A 22174-nucleotide genomic window follows, 5' to 3' on the forward strand; every position below is an offset into this window, starting at 1 on the left:
TGTGACCATAACCACCCAAGAAGGAACAGTCACCAAACGCTTGATTAAGCGATAATGTAATTGCTGACTTTACTATTGAAAAACCGCCTGATTCCTCAGGCGGTTTTTTGCTTTTAACGTGTCTATATATGTCAAATGTAAGTATTTACCTACCAATAACATGGGTGTTCACCCCAGATTATTAAATAGTCTGAGCAATCTTATATATTGCTGTTTATCAGTTATTTAAGTTATTTTAAGGCGGCGTATATATTTTTAATAGTGCAGTTCATCGAATAAATTTGCTTATTAACTGAATAAATTGTTAATATTGTCGTGTTAATAGTTTGTTAAATCTTTAACGTCCCCGAATTATGAAAATACGACTACTTAAAAAGGGTCTAGGCATTGCCCTTATGTTTTTCTCAATGCTAATTTTCAATATGGCTCATGCCCAAGTGGGTATAAACACCACCTCTCCTGCCCCGGGTTCCATGCTCGACATCGAAACAACCGATAAAGGAATCGTTATTCCTAGAGTTGATATTGCCAATCTCGCTACTATTGCACCTGTTACCGGTGGCAGCACGGAAAGCTTGTTAGTGTATAATACCAACGCCAGTACAGGCCCTGGATTTTTTTACTGGGATAGTACCCAGTGGGTTCCTGTAGGTACTGGTGAGTTTTGGGAATTGGACGGAAACGCAGGAACTACCCCAGGAACTGGTGCGGGTCAGCATTATATCGGTACTTCAGATAATCAAGATCTCGTGATAGCCACCAATGGAACTGCTGTCGCTACCATGACCACTGGAGGTCAAATTCAATCGCAGAATGGAACAACAGGGAGTCCGGCCTATTCCTTTGCCAATGACACTAACACTGGCGTCTATCGCAGTACAGCCGACCGTATCAATATTTCCGCCGGAGGGCGAGAAATGGTAGAGTTTAGAGAAGCAGGCGGAAGCTCGGTCATCTCATTTAATGATAATGGTGATGATACCGACTTCCGAATTGAAGGAGCTAACGAAGATGATATTATTTTTGTGGATGCCGGAAACGACCGCCTAGGATTCTTGGAAGATGCCCCTCAAACCGATATACACGTTGGGGGCACCACTACCCAGATTCGTATTGATGCCTTTAACGATACTAACGACACCAATAATAACGGAGTTGACTTTTCACCACTCTATGTAGATACCAACGGGAACCTTACATTAGAAGGGCCACTTATTCAGAATAATATGCCCGAAGATAACTTTTCTACCTTTGTTCCGTTAGCGACTAATATCGACTCTCCATTAGGAACGTTTGTAGCACAACCGCTCTACAATTCAACCATCACTTTAACACAAGATGCCTTAGTAGAAGTAGTATATCAAATTGGCGTGAATGTTACTGATCTCGGACTTCCCATTACCGATGGCGATCCTCGCCAATACGGAACCGCCTTGTTTATTGACACGCAATTAGTTGGATATACTTCGGAATGTTACACGAGTTCCGGAAGCGGAACCGTGACCAGTGGTACTTTCTTCCTAAACGGAAACGGATATGCGCAGTTGGCGGGTGCTGCCGCTGGAACGACTTATAACCTTCAAGTCGTTGGTTTCGTTTTCGGCGCTAATGAAGATAGCGTGCGTGGCGAATTTGGAGGAAATGTAGGTACCGATCGTTTTCAGGTAATCGTTCACCATTAAGAACATTGTTATGAAGCAATTATTTCTATTATCGTTCTTTCTTCTGATAGGTGTAACAACCGTATTCGCACAAGAAGAAACTAAGAATACGGGCATTTCGAAAGGTCTTCTTACACTGGAAAGTTTAGTGACCGCACAACATCCAGTTGGTGTCGCAAAATCAGAAGCGAATTTCCTTCCGAAGAAAAAACAACATGACCCAACGGCCCAAACGGTTAACGGGAAGCTTCAACTATCAAATGACAAAGGTGGTAAAAATGCCTTCTTATTTGTTGTGGAAGACAGTAAGAAAAAAATGGTGCAACCCACTCCGAAGAAAACCGATACGATAAAGAACGGCCAAGTATCGGCACTAAAAGCCGCTTTAGGAATCGACAATTAATCGATGTATTTTAAAAACTCCCCCCAAGACCTCGATTGTAAATAATCGGGGTCTCTTTCATGTTGGTAGGCCTCTCGTTCAAAACTGATATTTCGATAGGCCTTGTCCCAATTTCCGGAAAACATCCAGCGTATTGCAAACTCTATCAAATACCAGATATAGAAGGGAATCACCAACAACTCCAACTGTTGCCGCAGATGTATTCGTTCATGTTGCAATAAAACAGAATTTTGCAAGCATGCCTTATCGCGAACGATTACGATAGGCCATAAGGTAATGGCCCGAATGTTCTTCCGAAGAATCGCTGGCTTCACAATAATTATCACGCCTACAAGATAAGATTTTGGTATTTTTGAGGGATGGGTTTTTTTAAAAAGAAAATCGAACTCGAAGACGGCGATTATTACCTCACCCCAGAGGGATATCGTTGCTTTACCGCACAATATCATCTCAAACGAGGCTACTGCTGCGAAAGCGGTTGTCGTCATTGCCCCTACGGATACGATAAAAAAACCAACACCTCATCCTCGTCAAAAAAATAATACTGCGTTTCTATGACTTTTGCTGAAGAAATACAACTTGGAATTCCGAAGGAACTACCCCTTCCGAAACCCTACGATACTAACATCAACCACGCTCCCAAACGTAAAAAGATTCTAACGGAAGCAGAAGAAAAGCTGGCGATGCAAAATGCGCTGCGTTATTTCGACCCAAAGCATCACCACACCTTGCTTCCTGAATTCCGTAACGAATTGCGTACCTATGGAAGAATCTATATGTATCGTTTTCGGCCAGAACATGAAATTAAAGCGCGTCCGGTGACTTCTTACCCGGGGAAAAGTCTGCAAGCAAAAAGCATTATGCTTATGATCCAGAACAATTTGGACCATGCCGTCGCGCAACATCCTCATGAGTTAATTACCTATGGCGGAAATGGCGCCGTGTTTCAAAATTGGGCGCAATACCGACTCACCATGCAATACCTCAGCGAAATGACCGATGCGCAAACGCTTGTGATGTACTCAGGGCATCCATTAGGGTTGTTTCCATCCCATAAAAATGCCCCTCGTGTGGTCGTTACCAATGGAATGATGATCCCTAACTATTCGGCTCCCGATGATTGGGAACGATTCAATGCACTGGGTGTAACACAATACGGCCAGATGACCGCCGGAAGTTACATGTATATCGGCCCGCAAGGAATTGTTCACGGAACAACGATCACCGTGTTGAATGGTTTCCGAAAAATTAAAAAAGAACCCAAAGGCGGCCTATTTGTTACTTCGGGTCTGGGCGGAATGAGTGGCGCTCAACCCAAGGCAGGGAATATAGCAGGCTGTATTACCGTTTGCGCCGAAGTAAACCCTAAAGCCACCCACACGCGCCACAGTCAGGGATGGGTTGACGAGATTATCTCAGACTTGAATGAACTCGCCACACGGGTTCGAAGTGCTCAAGAAAAAAGGGAAACTGTTTCGATCGCTTACCAGGGGAATATTGTGGAAGTATGGGAGCACTTTCTAAAAGAGAACATCACTATTGATTTAGGCAGTGATCAAACGTCCTTGCATAACCCCTGGGCGGGTGGATATTATCCCGTGGGAATGAGCTACGAGACCGCGAATGAAATGATGGCGAACGATCCCGTTCAATTTAAATCGAAGGTACAGGAAAGTTTGCGTCGGCAGGCTGCTGCCATCAATGAGCACACAAAACGTGGTACGTATTTTTTTGACTACGGAAACGCCTTTCTCTTGGAAGCCTCAAGAGCAGGGGCTGATGTAATGGCTACAGAGGATGCTTCCCCACGCGAGTTTAAATACCCAAGTTATGTACAGGATATCATGGGGCCTATGTGTTTCGACTATGGCTTTGGTCCGTTTCGCTGGGTATGTGCCTCTGGAGATCCGGAAGATTTGAAAAAAACCGACGAAATTGCTTCGGAAATATTACACGATCTGATGAAAGAAGCGCCTGAAGAAATTCAGCAGCAAATGAACGATAACATTCAATGGATTCAGGGAGCGCAAGAAAATAAATTGGTGGTAGGCTCTCAAGCGCGTATTCTGTATGCCGACAGTCAAGGGCGTATTGCCATTGCCAAAGCCTTCAATAAGGCCATTTCCGAAGGTACCATAGGTCCCGTTATCTTAGGAAGAGATCATCACGATGTTTCAGGCACCGATTCACCCTATCGAGAAACGTCTAATATTTATGACGGAAGTCGTTTTACCGCAGACATGGCCATCCATAATGTGATAGGCGATAGTTTTCGAGGGGCCACCTGGGTAAGCATTCACAATGGTGGAGGCGTAGGCTGGGGAGAAGTGATCAACGGCGGATTCGGTATGGTTCTTGATGGTACTAAAGATGCACAACAACGACTCGAATCCATGCTCCATTGGGATGTTAATAATGGGATCGCCAGACGCAGTTGGGCAAGAAATGAAGAAGCGGTTTTCGCCATCAAAAGAGCGATGGAACAAGAACCTTCGCTTAAGGTGACGCTTCCTAATTTCGTCGACGAATCATTATTTTAAAACAAAAACGCTATGAAAATTATTAACGTTATTCCGCTGCTCCTCCTTACGCTGATCCTAACTTCCTGTAGTACGGTTCGGGTAGCGACTGATTACGACCGGCAAGCTAATTTTACAGGATACGAATCTTTTGCTTTTTACAAACCGGGAATTGACAAGGCTGAAATTTCTGACCTTGACAAAAAGAGAATCCTCCGTGCTATAGACGCCGAACTTTCTGTAAAGGGCATGGTAAAATCTGAGTCTCCAGACCTGCTAGTAAGCATCTTCACCAAAGAACGAGAACGGGTAGATGTGTACAACAACAACTTCGGCTGGGGCTGGGGTTGGAATCCCTGGTGGGGTGGTGGCTTCGGAAGTACCGTCTCACGATCTACTGAAGGAAGTTTATATATTGACCTGATTGATGCCAAAACCAACGAATTGGTATGGCAAGGGGTTGGAAGTGCCAATCTGGTGACACAGAATATGGAAAAGAAAGAAGCGCGTATCCGTGAAATTGTGGCCGAAGTACTGGCGCAATACCCACCCGGAATGGCCACTAAGTAAGACACGCACTAACAAAACAATTTCAAAAACAACAACGCTATCATCTTCTTCTCAAGACGAAGAAGATATTTTAGTATGAATCAATAAAAAAAAGCTATGAAAATTTTTAATGTATGTATGATTTTTCTTTTGTCTGGAATCACCTGGGTTTCAGCACAAGATTTTCAACGAGGTTCGATCACCAAAAGTGACGGAACCGTAGTGGAAGGACGCGTTGCGATTGATAACGATCGGCAGCAAGTAGTCCTCAAAACAGGCGGAACCACCCAAACGCTATCTGCGAATACCGTGGGTTCTGTTCAATTGGGAGAAGTCACGCTTCGCCCAATGACCTTGGATGGCACAACGCTCTTTGCTGCGCCTTTGGTAACAGGTAAAGCGACCCTGTATCAAGTAGGTACGAATGAGTATTTTATTCAGAATGAGAATGGCACATCACAACGCATTCCACTTCAAAAGGAAGAAGAGAAAATTCCCGGATTGTTATCGGTTCTTTTTAGCGATTGTAACGCCATTCGCAGGGAGGTAACGCAGGAAGACACCTTTAGTGAATCGGATCTTATAGAATTTACCGAAAGCTATAATTCGTGTGCTTACAGCGCATACCGTCCTACCGAAATGGAAGCTGAAAAAGCAGCGCGACACAATACCGATAAAATGCGGTGGTACTTCGGACTCGGAGCGAACTTCAATAGTGTTGCATTTTTTGACAGTGCCAATACCGAAAACCAAACAGCAGCTACCCTGCACGCCGGAGTGGCAACCACACCGTCTTTCACAGGATCGCTTCAAGGGAATTTGTATTTCTTTTTAGAAGGTTCGGCTGGTTTTTCAGAAGATAAAGACTTTTCAAATAGTCCGGAAGCGGCTAATTTTCGTGTGAATCATTTTCGTGTCATCGCGGGAACCGAATTCCATTTTAACAAAAATGGCAAATTTCAACCGTTTCTTGGTGCCGGTATAGGCGCCGCGGGTGACTATTTTAAAGGTAGCTATCAAGGATATAATTTTGAGATCAGCGGCGGAAACGTATTCTTCGCCCCAAGTGCTGGCGTCGTTTTTCCTATAGGCAACGGAAAGTCACTCGGACTCAAAGTGACGTATCTTACCGAATATGATAATGATCTTACCTTCCCTGTAGCGGCGAATACACCGCTATTCTTAGAGGTAGACAGCCAGCATATCAATGCTTCAGTGAATTTTTACTTTTAAGCCAATGAAGGAATGAAATTAAAAAAGCCTCCATTTTGGAGGCTTTTTTAGTATGCTAAGAGTTCTTCAAGTTTCTTTTTCACTTTTTCTGTAGAAGGAATCATGGTTTCTTCCAGGGTAGAATTCAACGGAATAGCAGGCATATTTTCGGAACCGATCACCATCACCGGCGCGTCTAATTGCTGGAAACACTCTTCCTGAATTTTTCCAGCGAGTGCTCGGGCGAAGGTATTTTCGGAAGGTTCTTCAGTAACTACCAAGCATTTTCCACATTTTCGAACGCTTTTAAACACCGTTTCATAATCTAGCGGGTGCAGCGTTCTGAGATCCACCACTTCTATTTGATCTTCCAATCCTAATGCTTCGGAAGCATTTAGTGCCCAATGAACACCCATTCCGTAGGTAATTACAGAAATTGTTTCTACGTCCTCCTGCTTCCAAATTTCTTGCAATACCCAGGCTTTTCCGAAGGGTAACATATAGTCCTCCGCAGGTTCTACGGAAGTGGCTCCTTTGGTTCCCGGAACTTTACTCCAATACAAGCCTTTGTGTTCAAAGATCACCACCGGGTTGGGATCATAATAAGCGGCTTTCATCAACCCTTTCAAGTCGGCCCCATTACTGGGATACGCAATTTTGAGTCCGCGTATGTTGGTCACCACACTTTCCACAGAAGACGAGTGATAGGGCCCGCCACTTCCGTAGGCACCAATAGGCACACGCAGGATCATGGAAACCGGCCATTTTCCATTCGACAAATAACAGCTGCGGGAAACTTCCGTAAATAATTGATTTAGTCCCGGCCAAATATAATCGGCAAATTGAACCTCAACAATAGGTTTTAAGCCCACCGCACTCATCCCCACGGTAGATCCGATAATAAACGCTTCTTGGATGGGCGTATTGAATACCCGATTATCGCCAAACTTCTGTGCTAAGGTGGCTGCTTCCCGAAACACACCTCCCAGTCGACCGCCAACGTCCTGGCCGTACAGCAAGCATTCCTTATGCTTGGTCATCAATTCTTCGATCGCAAATAACGCGCAGTCTACCATCACCACTTTGTCGGCGCCTTGCGGACTCCGTTCTCCGGTTTCCTCGGTGATATCAGTAGGCGCAAAATCATGGGTAAACAGATCTTCCGGTGTGGGATCTTCTGCTTTGAGCGCTTCGGAAAGAGCCTCTTTTACTTCCTGGCTGCAACGATCTTCAATTTCTTGTAATGCTGCTTCAGAAAAATCATTTTCTAACAGCAATTTCTTCAACTTCGGGTAGGGGTCTCGAGCGCGAGACTCTTCCAGATCATCACGATACCATTCCATGCGAACTCCTGAAGTATGGTGATTGAGGAGTGGTACTTTGGCGTGGATAAGGAATGGGCGACGTTCCTTTCGAATGGTTGCTATTACTTTTTCTACTGTCGTATAACTTTCGTGAAAGTCAGTTCCATCGATCGAAATAGCTTCCAATCCGTGAAATCCGGCTGCGTATTCTGCCGCGTTTTGAGCGCGAGTTTCTGCTTCATTGGCAGAAATATCCCAACCATTATCCTGTATCAAATATAGAATGGGTAATTGTTTTAGGGCTGCCATCTGAAACGCTTCAGCAATCTCTCCTTCGGTAACTGAAGCGTCACCGAGGGAACAAACAACCAACGGGGCCGCTTGGTCCTTCTCAGCCAGACCTTCTGCTTCCTTATACCACATTCCCATAGCGGTTCCTGTGGCGGGAATGGCCTGCATTCCGGTTGCCGAACTTTGATGCGGAATTTTAGGCTTGTCGTCATCCCGCAAACTTGGGTGGGAATAATAGGTTCTGCCTGCAGAAAAAGGATCGTCCTTCTTCGCCAGCACTTGTAACATCAATTCGTACGGTGTCATCCCAATCGCCAATAACATACTATCGTCACGATAATACGGGAACGCAAAATCCTGTGGCAGCAGCTGCATTCCTACTGCGGTTTGAATTACTTCATGACCGCGAGACGTCGCATGTACATATTTAGAAACGACTTTAAAGTTCTCTTCATACTGAAATGTCATGGCTTTTGCCCGACACAAATTGGTATAGGCCTTTTCCAGAATTTTTCTTGGGATGGTGTTCGCCTGTTTCTCTTTTATCTCTTCCTTCATCATATTCCTCTGTTGGTATCAAATTCTTCCATATAATCGGCTACTTTCCGAAGAAAAGAGCCTGCTAAAAATCCATCAACAATACGATGATCGAACGATAGGGACAAATACATCATGTGACGAATTTCAATAGTATCTCCATGTTCTCGTTCCATTACCTCGGCACGTTTTTTAATCACTCCGGTCGCCAAAATAGCTGCTTCGGGCTGATTGATAATTGGGGTTCCCATCAAGCTTCCAAACGTTCCCACATTACTGATCGTAAACGTACTGCCTTTGGTATCGTCTCCTGTTAGCTCGTTGTTTCGTGCGCGAACAGCAAGATCGTTAGTCACTGCGGCAAGGGATTTTAAATTCTTTTGATTGGCGTCTTTCACTACGGGAACGATCAAGTTTCCGGAAGGTAATGCTGTAGCCATCCCAATATTTATGTTGTCTTTCACAATGATTTCGGACCCATCTAAGGAGGAATTGATCTGCGGAAATTCCTCAATTGCTTTGGCCACACATTCCACAAAAAGCGGCGTAAAGGTTAGCTTTTCTCCATATTTCTCTTGAAACGGCTTTTTGTTTTTATTTCGCCAGTTCACCATTTCGGTCAGGTCCGCTTCCACGTATGCTGTTACATGTGGCGAGGTGTGTTTACTGAATACCATATGATCTGCGATCATCTGCCGCATGCGGTCCATAGGAACCCGTTTTCCTGTTCCTTTGTCGAACGTCAGCTCGGGAACTTGAAATCCAGAGGCTTGTGGCACGGGTTGTGCGAATTGATACGGTCTTCCGTCTTCAAGATAGCCAGTAACATCACTTTTTTTGAGTCGGCCGTCCTTTCCACTTCCCGGAATCCGCGCCAGTTCTTCGTAGCTGATATGATGCTTTCTAGCCATGCTATCTACCAACGGAGAAATAAAGACATTGTCTCTAACGTGCACTGCATTGGCAGCCTTGGGTGATTTCAAGGATTTCTTCTGAATCTTTTTGGTAGCAGCTTCAGCAGCCGGTTTTTGGGTTGCAGGAGAAGATTTCTTTTTGCCAATTGCACCGTCTTCTAATGCTAACATCGCAATGGGTTCCCCCACCGGAACCACCTCTTTCGGACCTTTCAAATGTTTGACCATCACCCCATGACCGGGCGCAGGTACTTCATTATCTACTTTATCAGTGGCCACTTCCACGAGAATATCCCCTGCTTCGAAGGACGCACCCTCCTCCACCAACCAATTGATGATGGTTCCTTCAGTAATACTTTCGCCCATCTTGGGCATGTTAAACTCGGTTTCAGGCATCTACCCTTGTCGTTTTATTTCGTTCAATGTTTTATAAAAATCTTTTTGTCCCGGTCGCTCCTTCGGAAGTTCTCGCAGCGGCGCTACTTCGCGAAGCGATTCATGACAGTCGGTTGGCAATTGCTGGTACAGTTTCGTTCCGGCTGTTTTCCAGGCAATCATATCTTCGGAAACTTCCTTGATCGCCTTCGCCGGATTCCCTACGATTAGCTGGCGTTCAGAAAAAACCGTTTCCGCTTTAACAAACGCCATAGCACCCACGATACATTCGTCACCTATGATAACATCGTCCATAATCACGCTGTTCATTCCAATCATGCAATTATTTCCTAACACGGCCCCATGAATAACGGCTCCGTGCCCCACATGCGCACTTTCTTTCAGAAGCACTTGTTTCCCCGGAAACATATGTAGGGTACAGTTCTCTTGCACATTAACACCATCTTCCAGAAGGATCTCTCCCCAATCGCCGCGGAGGGCTGCCCCCGGACCGATATAACAATTTTTTCCTATGATCACATTTCCGGTCACCGCCGCAAGCGGATGCACGAAACTTGATTCATGTATGACTGGAATATGACCTTGAAAACTATAGATCGCCATCTTATTCTTGAATTACGTTTAGGAGTTGCTCAATCCAATCGGAGTCGGTAGCCAGCTCTTTATCAACCGGGATCCCAACGCTCTCGTATTCCATAAAATCTTTGTAGTCCAAATCTGTAAGAAAAAAGCTAAAGCGACCTGAAGGAAGCACCACCTTTTCCCCATAATTCAGACCGTAATTAATGATACCCATGGTGCGGTCGCCATAGACCGTCACATTATCTGACTTTCTAAGTACCTGTGTAGTTTGCTCTGCGTTGCTTCCAGAACGACCATTGACCAGTATGTGTACCTTATTTTTCTTCGCATATTTCTTCACAGCTTTCCTCAGCGGTTTACCTATCTGATCCGTACCTCCGCCGTTGTGTCTCAAATCTAGAATGAGGTGTGTAGCCGAAATATTCGGAAATGTCTTTTCAAAAAAGGCCAGAGCCTTATCCACATTTCCATTCTTCCAACTAAAGGTTTCAATGCGCATGTATCCGATGTCTTCGGAAAGAGCCTCATAGAAAAAAGTCTCCGTATCCTCAGGAGCATAGTAGTAGGGCGCCTCAGCATCTTTTGCGATATTCATGATAAGAAATCTGCCATTCACAACGCGTTCAGCATTCAAGGATCGGTATCCGGAGAATTCCTGAGGTATCCACGCAACTCTATACTTATCTCCCTGTGCCGGGCGTAATTCGAAGGCAACCATTCCGGGTTTCCATGACGGCAAGGTAGTCTTGAGCACAATTCCAGTATATCCACTCCCCTCAGAAACGACCGCATAGGTCGCGTTTTCACTGTAATAGATCCCTTCCACTGCCTCAAAAGGCCTTTGCTGTAACGCTTGCTGAAGACTATCCAAATCGTAGCTAACATCGGGAAGTTGTTTATAAAACGTTGTTTGTTCGATTGGACTTTCTTCATTCTTAGGGCCCTGGGCCATCACTCGACTATGTTCATCTCTAATCACATCTTTGAGTGTGGTGAGTTTTAGAAAACAATCCCATTGCGATTCCTGGCAGCTGATAGAGTTTTGAAGTGAATCGTAAGTTTGCGTAAATTGCTTCTCGATCTCTGAGTTTTTACTCTGTTTTTTATATGAGATGGTACGGGTGTAAGCAGTTCTAAATTCCGAAAGGTCGGTACGACAATCACAATCCTGCCCGAAGAGCGTGTTAGCAACAAAGAGGAATAATATTACGCTAAACAAACCGTTCATCTTACTTTATTTAAATCGTTTTAATGTTTCCTTGGTAAATTCGGAAAGCACCAGGCGTCCGCTTATTTCGGCGCGTTCCGGTAATAATTCATCCCAGTCTTCGGTTCCGCGCCAAAACACTTTTTTCATTTCTTTCATCGCTTCCGGATTGTAGGTACACAAATGTTCCGCAAACTGCTGAACCGCTTTGTCTAATGCTTCCGTAGATTCAAACACCGAAGCAAACAAGCCTTTTTCTTTGGCCCATTGTGGTTCGTAGAAGGTGTTGGCATCGATCGCGATTTGAGACATTCCGCTGAGTCCGAGTTTTCGCTCTACGGCCGGTCCTACAACAAAAGGGCCGATTCCTATGTTCAACTCACTAAGCTTAATAGATGCATATTTTGTCGCCATGCAATAATCCACGGAAGAAGCAAGCCCTACTCCACCTCCTACAGTTTTACCTTGGACCCGACCAATGATGAACTTCGAACATTTCCGCATAGCGTTGATCACGTTTGCAAAGCCCATAAAGAAAGTTTTTCCGGTGGCTTCATCTTCAATATTGATCAACTCCTTAAAACTAGCACCCGCACAAAACGTACGATCGCCCCCACTTTTTAAAATAATAACCTTCACGGCATCATTCGTTCCTGCTTCGGTAATGGTCTTAGCAAGCTTAGCTAAGACGTCGCCAGGCAAACTATTATGAGCAGGGTGAAAGAATTCTATGGTTGAAATTCCGTTTTCTATATGTTCTTTAACGTAAGGTTGCGTCATGATAATAAGTTGAATTGTTCAAAATGGTGATTGAGGTGCTTTCGTTCCAGGAGGTACCACTCAAATTTATTGAGGGCGCCAAATACCGGACTCAATGTGCGTGCCTCAGGGTTGTGTTTGAAATAGTTTAGATATTCCTCGCGGGCTTCCAGCATCTTTTCTTTTGCTGAATCAAGCGATTGGTGTTGTAATGGCAAGGTTTCCCCTTCCTCATACAAGGGGAAATTGTACCCGTGCGGCATTTTTTTATAGTTGTAGAGGGTCGCGTGTGTTTTTTCCAGATACTCTTCAGGAGTCGCTACCTCAAAATCTTGTATTTCTCCAGAAGCGATGCGATAACTGTGCTCCAAATGTTCTACCATGTGTTGCGGCGACATATTACCCCATTGCGGTTTAGTATCTTCGGAAAGTTTTGCGAGGGAGTCTTTGATGGAGGTTTCGGTCATTTCCGCGAATACCGTTTGTTTCTTCTGAACCATGGTCAAAATCGTTGCAATAGCTACCAGTGGCTCCTGATCTTCGGAAGGTTCGGCATCGAACACTTCAACAAACCATTTCACGATACCGGAAGGCAACTCAGTACCTTTTTGTTCGCGATCTACTTTCTGTTTGCATGTCAATCGGACATAGATTGTGTCGTTGTGATAGAGCGGTCGCAAAAACCGAATCTCTTCCAGTCCGTAATTCGCTGCCACGGGTCCTTTGTTCGGATACACAAAAAGTCCGGCTGCCGCTGAAATGATAAAATAGCCGTGTGCGGTTCTCTTTTCAAAAATACTTCCTTCCAAAGAAGTTATATCGGTATGCGCGTAGAAGTGATCCCAGGTAAGATTTGCAAAATTGATGATATCAGTATCTGTCAACGTACGTTTGTGGGTTTCTAATGACATGCCCGGCTGAATGTCTTCCCAATGGTAGGCAAAGGGATGCTTCTCGGTTTCTTTATACGCCGCATTGGCTTGATAGATTCCGGTGATCTCGGTGAGGGTCGTCGGACTCCCCTGTACGGCACAGCGCTGGAGGTAATGTTTGACGCCGCGAACACCGCCCATTTCTTCACCTCCTCCGGCACGTCCAGGGCCTCCATGGATCAAATTAGGAAGTGGTGACCCATGACCGGTGCTTTGTTTGGCACTTTCACGGTTTAATACGAGAATCCGACCGTGGTGTGTGGCTGCGGAAACAGTGTATTCCTTGGCGATTGAATCGTCATTCGTAACTATGGAACTCACCAACGAACCTTTCCCCATTTTTGAAAGCGTAATGGCTTCTTGTAAATCTTTGTACGGCATCAAAGTGCTAACGGGTCCGAAAGCTTCAGTTATGTGTGCGGCCTCATTCTGAAGTGGATTATCTTCGCGAAGTAGGATAGGCTTTATGAATGCTCCTTTTTGTGTGTTGTCACCAAGGGCAGCTACCTCATCAAAATTTCCGTAGACCATTTCCGCGGAAGCGGTGATCTTCTGAATTTGCTCTTTCACACTTTCACGCTGCTTGTGATCTACCAGCGACCCCATTCGCACTTCTTTTAAGCGAGGATCTCCAATGGTTACTTTGTCTAAGGCCTTCCCGAGTGCTATTTGCACGTCTTCAACTAGCTTTTCAGGAACGATAATACGGCGGATTGCTGTACATTTTTGTCCGCATTTCACCGTCATTTCATTGCGAACCTCCTTAATAAACAAGTCGAATTCGGGAGTGCCCGGAACCGCATCTTCTCCTAGAATAGAAGCATTTAAACTATCGGCTTCCATGGTGAAAGGCACCGATTCTTCAATGAGTTGAGGATGATTTTTTAATAGTCGGCCTGTACTGGCAGAACCCGTAAACGTGACCACATCCTGAGAGGTGACCGTTTCTAACACATCTTTTCGTGTTCCGCTGATGAGTTGTAGGGCGCCTTCCGGAAGAATCCCCGAGGCAATAATTTCTTTGACAACCGCTTCGGTAAGATAAGCGGTTTGAGGCGCCGGAAGTACGACAGCCGGCATACCCGCCATCCAATTTACCGCACACTTTTCGAGCATGCCCCAAACCGGGAAATTAAAGGCATTGATATGCACTGCAACTCCTTCACGAGGCACCATGATGTGATGCGCCATAAAACGACCTCCACGCGAGAGATCAATGGGGTCACCTTCTACGTGATATGGCTGATTGGGAAATAATTTCCGCAGGGATGCATTTGAAAACAAGTTTCCGAAGCCCCCTTCAATATCGATCCAACTATCGATTTTGGTCGCTCCCGTACGATAGCTAATTTCATAAAACTGTCTTTTTTTCTTGGTGAGATAGAACGCTAATTTTTTCAGCATCAGTCCGCGTTCCTGAAAGGTCATCTTTCGCAGGGTATTTCCTTTATCTCGCCCGTATTGAAGAATTGCCGGCACGTCGAGCCCTTCCGTAGTTACGTTGGTAAAATGCTCCCCTGTCACCGAATCGAGGATCGGAATACCGTCTCCCGTTCCGTCGGTCCAATTTCCTAAAACGTAATGTTGTGTTTTGCTCATCACTTATACTTTTTCAATGATCGCCGCATAGCCTTGACCTACCCCCACACACATGGTGACAAGGGCATAGCGCTTATTTTGTTCATGTAGTTCCAAGGCTGCTGAATACGCAATGCGCGTTCCGGTAACGCCCAGTGGATGTCCGATCGCGATGGAACCCCCATTAGGATTGATGCGCGGGTCGTCATCCTGCAATCCCCATTCCCGAATACAGGCTAGCGCCTGCGAGGCGAAGGCTTCATTCAGTTCTATTACGTCCATATCGGCCATGGTCAATCCGGCTTTTTCCAACGCTTTGTTGGAGGCTGCCACAGGGCCAATTCCCATAATTCGTGGTTCCACGCCTACAACAGCAGAACTCACGATGCGAGCAAGCGGTTTCAAATTATATCGTTGAACGGCAGCTTCGGAAGCAATAATGGTCGCCGCAGCACCGTCATTTAGTCCCGAAGAATTTCCGGCCGTCACGCTTCCGTCTTTTTTGAAGGCAGGTCTCAATTTAGCCAACACCTCTTTGGTGGTGTTCGGTTTTATAAATTCGTCTTGGGAAAACAAAATAGGGTCTTTTTTCCGCTGCGGAATTTCAACCGTAACAATCTCCTTTGCCAAGCGGCCGCTTTCTTGGGCTTTAGCGGCTTTCATCTGACTATGATAGGCAAACGCATCTTGATCTTCTCTTGAAATGGCATGTTTATCAACTAAATTCTCCGCGGTGTTGCCCATGCCATCCGTTCCGTACATATCGTGCATCTTCTGATTCACGAAGCGCCAGCCAAAACTACTGTCGTACATTTTCGCATCCGTTCCAAACGCGGAAGAGGGTTTTGCAATGACGTACGGGCCACGCGTCATGTTTTCTACTCCTCCCGAAAGAAACACATCACCGTCGCCCGCTTTGATCGCACGATTGGCGTGAATAATAGCTGAAAGACCGCTGCTGCACAGTCTATTGACTGTTTCACCGGGTACGGTGAATGGCAGTCCTGCCAGCAGCAGCGCCATGCGAGCCACATTTCGATTGTCTTCACCCGCTTGATTGGCGCACCCTAAGATCACGTCATCATACGCTTCTTTTGGGATAGAAGAATTTCTTTTGACGATTTCAGCCAACACAAGTGCGGCGAGATCGTCGGTGCGAATTGTACTTAAACTTCCTTTATAATTTCCGATAGGCGTTCGCACACCATCTATGATATAGGCTTCTTTCATATTATGTTGTCCATTCTTTAGAGGTTCGGTATACAATGCCTTTGAACAAGGCCACCAGCTCTTCTCCGCGTCTTACCTCAACCACATTAAATCCTAATTTTCTATTTACTTTTTCGATCACCGATTCGGCTACGAGATAATCTCCCGCTTCCAAAGCTTCGATATGATTGATGCTCGTTTCAATAGAAACGGCATAATTTCCGTGTGTATTCGCAGCAAAACCGAAAGCCGTGTCTGCCAGTGAATAACTGATGCCACCGTGCGCTTTGTTCATGCTATTCAACATTTCAGGGCGAACGGTCATCGCCACGCGGCACCGCCCTTTTTCAACTTCAAGTATTTCAATCCCCAACCACCGACTAAAAGCGTCTTGCGCCAACATTTTGTGAGGGATGTCTGTCGCTGCGATCATGAGAAGAAGGTTTTTTGTGCTGCATTCATCTCACGGAGCAAAGGCGAACAGCGATAGCGGTCTTCCCGATAGCGCTCATAAAGCGCATCCAGTTTTGTTACACACCAATCGATTCCTTTCTCATCGGCCCAGTGTAATAGCCCTTTGGGATAGTTGACGCCTTTGGTCATGGCATTATCAATATCTTCTGCCGAGGCAACCTGCCAGAACAAGGCATCGGCGGCTTCGTTGATAAGCATCACCAACACTCTATCGAATAATTGTTGCGCCAGCGCCACGTCTTCTTTGGGCTCGGGATTCTTTGCATTCGCTCCGTACTGATAATATCCTTGTCCGCTTTTTCTTCCTAAGAAACCGGCTTCCGCCATACGTTTCTGAGTAAAGGACGGCTTGTACCTCGGGTCGTAGTAAAACGCTTCGAAGACGGTTTCAGTAACCGTATAGTTCACATCGTTCCCAATAAAATCCATCAGTTCAAAAGGGCCCATTCGGAACCCGCCAATCGATTTCATCGCCCAATCAATGGTAGCAAAATCGGCCAATCCTTCTTCATACATCCGTAAAGCTTCCCCGTAGAAAGGGCGTGCAACGCGATTTACAATAAAACCGGGAGTGTCTTTAGCAACCGCCACCGTCTTCTTCCAGTTTTGAATGTTCATTACTACTTTCCGAAGTACTTTTTCAGAAGTTTGCACCGCAGGAATCACTTCCACTAATTTCATCAAAGGTGCTGGATTGAAGAAATGAATCCCAATACAGCGTTTCGGCTTTTTGAGGGACGCCGCAATAGAAGCAATCGAAAGCGATGACGTATTACTTGCCAGGATGGTCTTCTTAGAAACAATAGTTTCCAGTTTTTCGAACACCGCTCTTTTGATGTTGAGGTCTTCAATAATGGCTTCGATTACGAGTTCACTTTTTGAAAGCCCCTCCAATTCATTGGCGTAGGTTATATGTTCTTGAATACGTTGCTTTTCATCTCCATCGATTCGTCCCTTTTCAATGAGGCGTGACAGAATTTTATCCAACGCCTTTTCAGCGTTCTGAAGGGCTTCTTCCCGCGTATCATAGAGCACCACATGACAACCCGCGGTCGCAGCCACTTGGGCGATTCCGCTTCCCATGGTTCCAGCGCCTATGATTCCAACATTTTTTATCATTACTTACTTCCCTTTAAAGTTCGGTTTTCGTTTGTTCACAAAAGCATCTACTCCTTCGGCATAATCATCCGACTGCGCAGCTTCTATTTGAAGTTTTCCTTCGAGTTCTAATTGCGCTGTCATATCATTGGTCATGGATTCATTCAGCAATCGTTTTGTCATCCCTAATGCTTTGGTGGGCATTTGCGCTAGTTGTGCTGCTGTGTTTTGAATAACTTCGGAAAAATCTTCCGCAGCCACCACCTTATAGATCATTCCTAACTTCTCTGCTTCTGAAGCCGACACTTTATCGCCAAGCATCATCAAGGCCGAAGCTTTCTGAAACCCGATCAATCGCGGAAGAAAAAATGTTCCCCCACTGTCGGGTATGAGTCCGATTTTACTAAACGCCTGAATAAAACTTGCCTGTTCGGTAGCGATGACCACATCACAGGCCAAGGCGATATTCGCACCCGCTCCGGCCGCCACGCCGTTCACCGCTGCAATAATGGGTTTTTCAATGGCTCTAAGTCTCTGAATGATGGGGTTGTAGTGTTCTTCCAATATCTTTTTGAAGCCGGGGTTTTGCTCCGCACTTGTTACTTCCTTCAGGTCTTGACCCGCACAAAAAGCCTTGCCATTTCCAGTCAAGACGATGGCGCGTACGGCATCGTTCTTCTCCATATCGTCTAAAATAGTTTGAAGTGCCAACGCCATCTCACGATTAAAGCTATTAAACACTTCAGGGCGATTTAGCCGAATCGTGGCCACATGATTTGAAATTTCTGTCTGTAGGGTTGTGCTCATTGTTATTGCTGAATTAGGTTAGGCATTTGAAATAATCAAACGGTTCTTGACAATCGTTACATTGAAAAAGCGCCTTGCAGGCCGTAGATCCAAACTGACTCACCAATCGGGTATTCTTACTACCACAGTTGGTACAGGCTACCACTTTCGCTTCCCCCAATAAGGCTTCTTTATCGGCTGTGGCATCTAGGGGGGCGGCAATGCCATAGGCTTCCATTTTCTTTTTACCCGCTTCTGAAATCCAATCGGAGCTCCATGCCGGTGCTAATACCAATTTCACGATTGCCTTTTTTCCTGCTTTCTCAAAGGCCGTTTTAAGGTCGTCTGACATCACATCCATGGCCGGACAACCCGAATAGGTGGGTGTTAATTTTATGCGCACCACGCCGTCAACTTCCACCGCTTCTCGAATCACTCCCAGATCCAAAACTGTCAATACCGGTATCTCCGGATCGGAAACTGTTTCCAGAATGTCGAGTAAGTGAGGTTCTATATGCGGTGCGACTTCAGTCAATAAACTATTTTTTGATTACCAATTCATGTTTGGATAGGTGCGCTGCATATACTGCAGATCAGATAACAAATATCCCATATGCTCTGTGTGAATCCCGTCTTTCCCGCCTTTCTGAAAGTAGGTATTATCGGGAACCGCTAGCGTTGCATCAGAAAGCACCGTTGTGATCGTTTCGTAATAGGTATCCTTCAAATGGGACAAATCGACTCCTATGTCATTATTAAACATCGCTTTATCGGCTTCCGTCATGTAAAAAAGCTCGTCTGTGTAGCGCCAAAGATCATTTACGGCCTCCTGTACTTTTTGATGACTTTCTTCGGTGCCATCGCCTAGGCGTTTGATCCAATCGGATGAAAACCGCTGGTGATAACCAACCTCCTTCACCGCCTTGTTAGCAATGGCCACTAAGGTCTCATCGGCGGACTGCTGTAGTTCTTTCAGAAATAACAAATGAAAAACATCAAAGAAAAACTGTCGCACCATCACGTACCCAAAGTGCGTATTGGGCTGTTCTACTAACAACACATTACGATACTCTCGCTCCTTCCGAAGAAAGGCAATGTCATCTTCCGTAATACCCTCATCACTAAGCCCCGCTGCGTATTGATAATAACTACGGGTTTGGCCAATGAGGTCTAAGGAAATATTGGTTATGGCGATATCTGTTTCGAGGGTAGGACCGTGCCCACAAAGTTCGCCCAGACGTTGTCCTAAGATGAGTGAATTATCGGCGATTCCTAGAATATATTGGTATAATGTATCTTGCTTCATAAAAGGTCTTTCTTACATATGTTTTACCTCATCAGGCAAATTGTAAAACGTGGGGTGACGGTACACCTTATCCTGAGCCGGTTCGAACATCTCTCCATTTTCAGAAGGGTTCGACGCCGTAATATGTTTACTCTCTACCACCCAAATGCTCACGCCTTCGCTTCTACGCGTGTAGACATCTCTAGCATTTTCTAACGCCATTTCGGCATCGGCAGCATGTAAGCTTCCGAAGTGACGATGTTCCAAACCATTTTTACTTCGAACGAAGACTTCCCATAAAGGCCAGTTGTTTTTCATTGTATATGATTTTAGTATTGAGTAGCGAGAAATGACAGCATCTAAGATCTAAATTCTCATATCTCCATTCAGCTTGCTTTCGCCACCTTCTTATGTTCTTGTTTTTCGGCGTATGCCATCGCAGCATCACGCACCCAGGCACCGCCTTCCCATGCATTCACACGCGCTTCCAGGCGTTCCTTATTACAAGGACCGTGTCCTTTCACCACTTGCCAAAATTCATCCCAGTCTATCGGACCAAAATCGTAGTGACCGGTGTCTTCATTAAATTTCAACTCCGGATCTGGAATGGTAATTCCTAAAATATCTGCCTGAGGGGCTGTCTGGTCAACAAATTGTTGACGAAGTTCATCATTTGTCTTGCGTTTTAGCTTCCATTTCATCGACTGCTCGGTGTGGGTCGATTCTGCATCGGTAGGACCAAACATCATCAAACTCGGCCACCACCAACGATTTAAGGCATCCTGTGCCATTGCTTTTTGCTCTTCCGTACCATTGCAAAGGGTGAGCATGATCTCATATCCCTGGCGTTGGTGGAAACTTTCCTCTTTACACACACGTACCATCGCACGTGCATACGGCCCAAAGGAGGTATTACACAGCGGTACCTGATTGATAATCGCCGCTCCATCTACGAGCCAGCCAATGGCTCCCATATCGGCCCAAGTAAGGGTGGGATAATTAAAAATGGAGGAATACTTCGCTTTCCCGCTGTGTAGTTGTTCGTACAATTCTTCTCTTGAAATACCTAAGGTCTCGCAAGCAGCATACAGATACAATCCGTGTCCTGCCTCATCTTGTACTTTCGCAAGGAGCGCTGCTTTCCGCCGTAGAGAAGGCGCCCGGGTGATCCAGTTACCTTCGGGAAGCATTCCCACAATTTCAGAATGGGCATGCTGACTGATTTGTCGGATATGCGTTTTGCGATATTTCTCCGGCATCCAGTCTTTGGGTTCAATTTTTTCGTCACGGGCAATCCGTGCTTCAAAAAGGGCTTCTAAATTCTTTACTTCTGCATCGCTCATAACAATTGTTTTTTCAAATTATACGTCAAAATCAACTTTTACCGAATCGGAGGTCGGTACGGCCTGGCAACTCAGCACAAAATCCTGAGCTACTTCATGTTCTTCCAGGGCGTAGTTTACTTTCATCTCTACCGAGCCCTCTAAAAGCTTACACTTACAGGTACTGCAAACGCCCCCTTTACAAGCAAAAGGAAGGTCGGCTCCCGAAGCCAACGCGGCGTCTAAGATATTATCGAAATCTTTGGTCATGGTGAAGTGGAATTCTTTTCCCCCATCGAGCAAAGTGATCTCTACGCCTTCAACATTTTGCTGTGCTAAGCGCTCGGCCCGTTTTTTATCTTCTTCGGAAAGACCCGTCACGAATAATTCGTAATGGATATGGTCTTTGGACATTCCTGCCGCCACCAGTTCGTCACGTATGAGGAAGATCATGGCTTCCGGTCCGCAAAGAAAGACCTCATCGATTTCAGAAACAGTTACAAGTTTTTTAAAAATCTCTTGTAATTTTTCCGAAGTAAACCGTCCATTCAGCAATTCAATATCGCGCTGTTCGCGTGTGAGCAAATAATAGATCTCAAAGCGTCCAAAATATTGATTTCTAAGCTGTTCAAGTTGTTCTTTAAAGATAATGGATTTCACCGTCCTGTTCAAGTAAAATAACTTGAATTTAGCATTCGGTTCTTGCGATAAATGGGTCTTTATCATCGATATTACCGGAGTAATACCACTTCCCGCCGCAAAGGCCATGTAGGTCTTAGGTGTTTCCGAAATGTCCACCCCAAACATACCACTGGGCTCCATGATCTCTAGGGTATCGCCGGCTGAAAGCTCTTCGTTCACGAAGGTGGAAAATGCACCCCCGGGGATTTGCTTGACCGCCACTTGCCAGAGTCCTTCGGTCGGACTGCTACACAGACTGTATGAACGCCTGGTATCCTCTCCATTAATCATGGCGCGAAGCGTAAGATGCTGTCCTTGGCGAAAGGTAAACGTATCTCTTAATTCCTCTGGAATCGAAAATGACACCACTGTGCAGTCGGTTGTCTCCTTATACACTTCTTGAATCGGAATGGAATAAAATTGCGCCACGTGTTTCTTTCTTACTACAAAACTAACGTTTGTTAGTTAGAATCAC

At 45.4% G+C, this 22174-nt stretch carries 22 protein-coding genes; 6 read left to right on the forward strand and 16 right to left on the reverse strand.

Translation table 11 applies throughout. From position 1 onward, the window contains the following. Positions 1-353 precede the first annotated feature (353 nt). Both PO830_RS05335 and PO830_RS05340 read left to right on the forward strand, forming a co-directional pair. A complete protein-coding gene (locus PO830_RS05335; protein WP_272852505.1) occupies positions 354-1682 on the forward strand; it encodes a hypothetical protein in 1329 nt (442 codons plus the stop codon). A 10-nt stretch (positions 1683-1692) separates the two neighbouring features. After that, on the forward strand, positions 1693-2064 hold the full coding sequence (locus PO830_RS05340; RefSeq protein ID WP_272852506.1) for a hypothetical protein: 372 nt from the start codon (positions 1693-1695) through the stop codon (positions 2062-2064). Here PO830_RS05340 and PO830_RS05345 read toward each other — a convergent pair. Continuing rightward, positions 2061-2390, reverse strand: a complete 330-nt coding sequence (locus PO830_RS05345) for a hypothetical protein (protein ID WP_272852507.1) — start codon at positions 2388-2390, stop codon at positions 2061-2063. The two genes, PO830_RS05340 and PO830_RS05345, sit on opposite strands and share 4 nt — an antisense overlap. 33 nt (positions 2391-2423) lie before the next feature. Here PO830_RS05345 and PO830_RS05350 point away from each other — a divergent pair, with 33 nt between their 5' ends. The 4 genes from PO830_RS05350 to PO830_RS05365 all read left to right on the forward strand — a co-directional run bounded on the left by PO830_RS05350 (position 2424) and on the right by PO830_RS05365 (position 6365). Next, positions 2424-2606, forward strand: a complete 183-nt coding sequence (locus tag PO830_RS05350) for a DUF5522 domain-containing protein (protein ID WP_272852508.1) — start codon at positions 2424-2426, stop codon at positions 2604-2606. A 12-nt stretch (positions 2607-2618) separates the two neighbouring features. After that, positions 2619-4604 (forward strand): urocanate hydratase, encoded by a 1986-nt coding sequence (locus PO830_RS05355; protein ID WP_272852509.1) that lies wholly within the window; start codon positions 2619-2621, stop codon positions 4602-4604. 12 nt (positions 4605-4616) lie between these two features. Further along, on the forward strand, positions 4617-5153 hold the full coding sequence (locus tag PO830_RS05360; protein WP_272852510.1) for a DUF4136 domain-containing protein: 537 nt from the start codon (positions 4617-4619) through the stop codon (positions 5151-5153). Between the two features lie 96 nt (positions 5154-5249). Further along, on the forward strand, positions 5250-6365 hold the full coding sequence (locus PO830_RS05365) for a hypothetical protein (protein WP_272852511.1): 1116 nt from the start codon (positions 5250-5252) through the stop codon (positions 6363-6365). 47 nt (positions 6366-6412) lie between these two features. On the opposite strand, the gene PO830_RS05370 is transcribed toward PO830_RS05365, so the two are convergent. The 15 genes from PO830_RS05370 to PO830_RS05440 all read right to left on the reverse strand — a co-directional run bounded on the left by PO830_RS05370 (position 6413) and on the right by PO830_RS05440 (position 22128). Continuing rightward, positions 6413-8407, reverse strand: coding sequence for an alpha-ketoacid dehydrogenase subunit alpha/beta (locus PO830_RS05370; RefSeq protein WP_442870054.1), 1995 nt, complete (start codon positions 8405-8407; stop codon positions 6413-6415). A gap of 89 nt (positions 8408-8496) precedes the next feature. Beyond that, the gene (locus PO830_RS05375) at positions 8497-9786 is read right to left on the reverse strand and encodes a dihydrolipoamide acetyltransferase family protein (RefSeq protein WP_272852513.1); all 1290 of its coding nucleotides are present in this window, start codon (positions 9784-9786) and stop codon (positions 8497-8499) included. Next, positions 9787-10389 (reverse strand): acyltransferase, encoded by a 603-nt coding sequence (locus tag PO830_RS05380; RefSeq protein ID WP_272852514.1) that lies wholly within the window; start codon positions 10387-10389, stop codon positions 9787-9789. A gap of 1 nt (position 10390) precedes the next feature. Further along, positions 10391-11596: a S41 family peptidase gene (locus tag PO830_RS05385; RefSeq protein ID WP_272852515.1), complete on the reverse strand. Its 1206-nt coding sequence runs from the start codon at positions 11594-11596 to the stop codon at positions 10391-10393. 6 nt (positions 11597-11602) lie between these two features. Next, a complete protein-coding gene (locus PO830_RS05390) occupies positions 11603-12355 on the reverse strand; it encodes an enoyl-CoA hydratase/isomerase family protein (RefSeq protein WP_272852516.1) in 753 nt (250 codons plus the stop codon). Then, positions 12352-14865: a phenylacetic acid degradation bifunctional protein PaaZ gene (paaZ, locus tag PO830_RS05395; protein ID WP_272852517.1), complete on the reverse strand. Its 2514-nt coding sequence runs from the start codon at positions 14863-14865 to the stop codon at positions 12352-12354. The genes PO830_RS05390 and paaZ overlap by 4 nt, the downstream gene beginning before the upstream one ends. Positions 14866-14868: 3 nt before the next feature. Further along, positions 14869-16074, reverse strand: coding sequence for a 3-oxoadipyl-CoA thiolase (gene pcaF / locus PO830_RS05400; RefSeq protein ID WP_272852518.1), 1206 nt, complete (start codon positions 16072-16074; stop codon positions 14869-14871). Position 16075: 1 nt separating this feature from the next. Beyond that, on the reverse strand, positions 16076-16486 hold the full coding sequence (locus tag PO830_RS05405) for a PaaI family thioesterase (protein WP_272852519.1): 411 nt from the start codon (positions 16484-16486) through the stop codon (positions 16076-16078). Then, positions 16483-17646 carry a 3-hydroxyacyl-CoA dehydrogenase NAD-binding domain-containing protein gene (locus PO830_RS05410; RefSeq protein ID WP_272852520.1) on the reverse strand — a complete coding sequence of 388 codons (1164 nt, stop codon included), beginning with the start codon at positions 17644-17646 and terminating at the stop codon, positions 16483-16485. The genes PO830_RS05405 and PO830_RS05410 overlap by 4 nt, the downstream gene beginning before the upstream one ends. A 3-nt stretch (positions 17647-17649) precedes the next feature. After that, a complete protein-coding gene (locus PO830_RS05415; RefSeq protein ID WP_272852521.1) occupies positions 17650-18432 on the reverse strand; it encodes an enoyl-CoA hydratase-related protein in 783 nt (260 codons plus the stop codon). Between the two features lie 13 nt (positions 18433-18445). Then, complete coding sequence (paaD, locus tag PO830_RS05420) at positions 18446-18946, reverse strand: 1,2-phenylacetyl-CoA epoxidase subunit PaaD (protein ID WP_272852522.1); 501 nt, start codon at positions 18944-18946, stop codon at positions 18446-18448. A 15-nt stretch (positions 18947-18961) separates the two neighbouring features. Next, positions 18962-19717, reverse strand: a complete 756-nt coding sequence (gene paaC / locus PO830_RS05425; protein ID WP_272852523.1) for a 1,2-phenylacetyl-CoA epoxidase subunit PaaC — start codon at positions 19715-19717, stop codon at positions 18962-18964. Between the two features lie 12 nt (positions 19718-19729). Continuing rightward, entirely contained in the window at positions 19730-20014 is a 285-nt protein-coding gene (gene paaB / locus PO830_RS05430; protein WP_272852524.1) for a 1,2-phenylacetyl-CoA epoxidase subunit PaaB, read from the reverse strand. A gap of 68 nt (positions 20015-20082) precedes the next feature. Continuing rightward, a complete protein-coding gene (gene paaA / locus PO830_RS05435; protein ID WP_272852525.1) occupies positions 20083-21039 on the reverse strand; it encodes a 1,2-phenylacetyl-CoA epoxidase subunit PaaA in 957 nt (318 codons plus the stop codon). Positions 21040-21057: 18 nt separating this feature from the next. Then, entirely contained in the window at positions 21058-22128 is a 1071-nt protein-coding gene (locus PO830_RS05440; protein ID WP_272852526.1) for a 2Fe-2S iron-sulfur cluster-binding protein, read from the reverse strand. Between the last annotated feature and the right edge of the window lie 46 nt (positions 22129-22174).

The organism is Altibacter sp. HG106 (assembly GCF_028561755.1).
Lineage (GTDB): Bacteria > Bacteroidota > Bacteroidia > Flavobacteriales > Flavobacteriaceae > DFVG01.